At 71.5% G+C, this 2,856-nt stretch carries 3 protein-coding genes and 1 pseudogene; 3 read left to right on the top strand and 1 reads right to left on the bottom strand.

Translation table 11 applies throughout. From position 1 onward, the window contains the following. Positions 1–284: pseudogene (locus tag RMN98_RS10710) on the bottom strand (hypothetical protein); the annotation flags it as partial. Between the two features lie 46 nt (positions 285–330). On the opposite strand from RMN98_RS10710, the gene RMN98_RS10715 reads away from it, so the two are divergent. From RMN98_RS10715 to RMN98_RS10725, 3 genes are all read left to right on the top strand, one after another. After that, complete coding sequence (locus RMN98_RS10715; RefSeq protein WP_309648805.1) at positions 331–918, top strand: helix-turn-helix domain-containing protein; 588 nt, start codon at positions 331–333, stop codon at positions 916–918. Further along, positions 915–2,147 carry a cytochrome P450 gene (locus RMN98_RS10720; protein ID WP_309648806.1) on the top strand — a complete coding sequence of 411 codons (1,233 nt, stop codon included), beginning with the start codon at positions 915–917 and terminating at the stop codon, positions 2,145–2,147. The genes RMN98_RS10715 and RMN98_RS10720 overlap by 4 nt, the downstream gene beginning before the upstream one ends. Next, positions 2,144–2,856, top strand: a 713-nt coding sequence (locus tag RMN98_RS10725; protein ID WP_309648807.1) for an SDR family oxidoreductase, incomplete at its 3' end; no start/stop codon positions are given. The genes RMN98_RS10720 and RMN98_RS10725, both read left to right, overlap by 4 nt.

Consider the following 2,856-nt stretch of genomic DNA (forward strand, 5'->3'; position numbering starts at 1 on the left):
CGGAAGTCCATGAACTGCGGGGGAGCGCCGATGTCGAGCTGCAGGCCCTTGAAGATCGTGATGACGTCGGTGCCCTCATAACGCAGGGCCTTCTGCATGCGCCGCGTGTAGACCGGGCTCGCGCCCGCCCACTCCTCGATCGCGATCTGCGCCATCTCCTCGCGCCCGAAGGCCGAGATGCACCACGCCATCCCCGAGCGGTCGATCAGCTGACCGATCAGCAGCAGCTCGGGCACCAGGACCGCGAGCTGCTCGCGCGTCAGGTCGTCGTAGCTGCTGGTCATGCGACACCCCTTGCCGAAGAACGAGAACGTGTTCTAGATTAGACAGGTGTCCAGTCAGGTGTCCAGCATCCCGCGGCGGGAGCCCAACGCGCGGCAGGCCGAGACCGCCGAGCGGCTGCTCGCGGCCGGCGCCGAGGAGCTGCGCGAGGTCGGCGTCGAGGCGCTCACCATCCGCACGGTGGCACTTCGGGCGGGTGTCTCGGCCGCCACGGCCTACACCTACCTGTCGTCGAAGAACCACCTCTTCGCCGAGCTCTTCCTGCGCCACCTCACCGCCGAGGCGGCCGCGGCGACCACCGATGCGTCGTACGACGACGCGACCAGCCGCGTCCAGCAGGTCACGCGCCGGATGGCGACCTCGCTGGCGACCGAGCCGGCGCTGGCCGCGGGCGCGACGCAGGCCCTGCTCGGCACTGACCCGGACGTCGAGCGGCTGCGGCTGCGGATCGGGGCGGAGTTCGTCGAGCGCTTCAAGGAGGCGCTGGGCGAGAAGGCCGACCCGGTCGTGCTCGAGACCCTGACGTTGGCCTTCTCCGGCGCGCTGCTGCAGGCCGGCATGGGCCTCATGACCTACACCGAGATGGGCGAGCGGCTCGACGCCGTCGTCGCCGTGATCCTCCAGGGGAACCAGTGAAGACCGAAGACGCGATCCAGTTCGACCCCTACGACTACGCCTTCCAGGACGACCCCTACCCGGTCTATGCCCGGCTGCGGGCCGAGTCGCCGCTGCACCACGACGAGCAGCACGACCTATGGGTGCTCTCGCGGCACGCCGACATCCAGCACGCGATCCGCACCGAGGGTGTCTACAGCAACGCGATGGGTGTCTCCCTCGACGCCAGCGCGTGGAACAAGGACGCCCACCGGGTGATGAGCTTCCTCGGGATGGACCCGCCGCGCCAGACGCGCCTGCGCTCCCTGGTCTCCCAGGGCTTCACGCCGCGACGGGTGCGCGAGCTCGAGCCGCAGATCCAGCGCCTGACCGATCTCTACCTCGACCGCGCGCTCGAGGACGACTCCTTCGACTGGATCCAGGACTTCGCCGGCAAGCTCCCGATGGACGTCATCTCCGAGATGATGGGCGTGCCGGAGGCCGACCGCGACGAGCTGCGCCGGCTCGCCGACCTGCTCGTGCACCGCGAGGACGGCCTGCGCGACGTGCCCCAGGCCGGCATGGAGGCCGCGATCGTGCTCTTCGGCTACTACGCCGACATGCTCGCCGAGCGCAGGAAGCAGCCCAGGGACGACCTCACCAGCGCCTTGATCGCCGTGCGCCAGGAGTCCGAGGACGGTGAGGGCGACCGGCTCACCGACGAGGAGATCATCGGCTTCCTCTTCCTCATGGTCGTGGCCGGCAACGAGACCACCACCAAGCTCCTCGGCAACGCGCTCTTCCACCTCACCCGCCACCCCGACCAGCTCGCCGAGGTCTTCGCCGACCCCGACCAGGCGGCCGACCCGGTGGTGCCGTGGATCGAGGAGACGCTGCGCTTCGACCCCTCCACCCAGATGCTCGCCCGCCACCTCCTGGCCGACGTCGAGCTGCACGGCAAGGTCGCCCCCGCCGGCTCCAAGCTGCTGCTGGTGCTCGGCTCCGCCAACCGCGACGCCGAGGTCTTCTCCCGGCCCGACGACTTCGACATCCGTCGCGACAAGGCCGAGGTCGCCCAGCTCCTCAGCTTCGGCGGCGGCCGGCACTTCTGCCTCGGCGCCAACCTCGCCCGGCTGGAGGCGCAGGTCGCCCTGCGCGAGCTCGTACGTCGGGTGCGCACGGTCGAGGTCGACCACCGGGCCGCGGTGCGCGTCCACTCCACGAGCGTGCGGGGCTTCTCGGCCATGCCGGTGCGGGTGGAGAGGCGATGAGCAAGTACGCCCAGCCCGACCGCCGCCCCGCGGTGGTCGCCGGCGCCTCGTCCGGCATCGGAGCCGCCACCGCCCTGGCCCTCGCGGCCGCGGGCTTCCCGGTCGCGCTCGGGGCACGGCGCGTGGACAAGTGCGAGGACGTCGCCACGGCCATCCGCGACGCGGGCGGCGAGGCCGTGGTGCACGCGCTCGACGTCACCGACGACGACTCCGTGGCCGCCTTCGCCTCCGCGGTGGCGAGCGACCTGGGCGACATCGAGGTCGTCATCAGCAACGCCGGCTCCGTCGGGCCCGGCACGATCCACGAGGTGCCGACCGAGCGCTTCGGCCAGGAGCTCGACCTCGCGATCCTCGGCGCCCACCGGCTGGTGCGGGCCTTCGTGCCCGCGATGGTCGCCCGCACCCGCGGCGACATCCTCTTCGTCTCCTCCGACGTGGCCGTGCGGCCGCGGCCCTTCATGTCGTCCTACGCCGCCGGCAAGTGGGGCCTGGAGGGCCTGGCGCAGGCGCTGCAGATGGAGCTCGAGGGCACCGGCGTGCGCGCCAGCATCGTGCGCCCCGGACCGACCTGGAGCGAGATGGGCAGCGACTGGGACGTCGACCAGGCCGCCTTCGTGCTGGAGCAGTGGGTGCGCTTCGGGCTCGCCCGGCACCCGCACTTCATGAAGCCCACCGCGATCGCCGACGCGATCACCACGGTCGTCAGCGC

Source organism: Nocardioides sp. (genome assembly GCF_031397825.1).
GTDB lineage: Bacteria > Actinomycetota > Actinomycetes > Propionibacteriales > Nocardioidaceae > Nocardioides.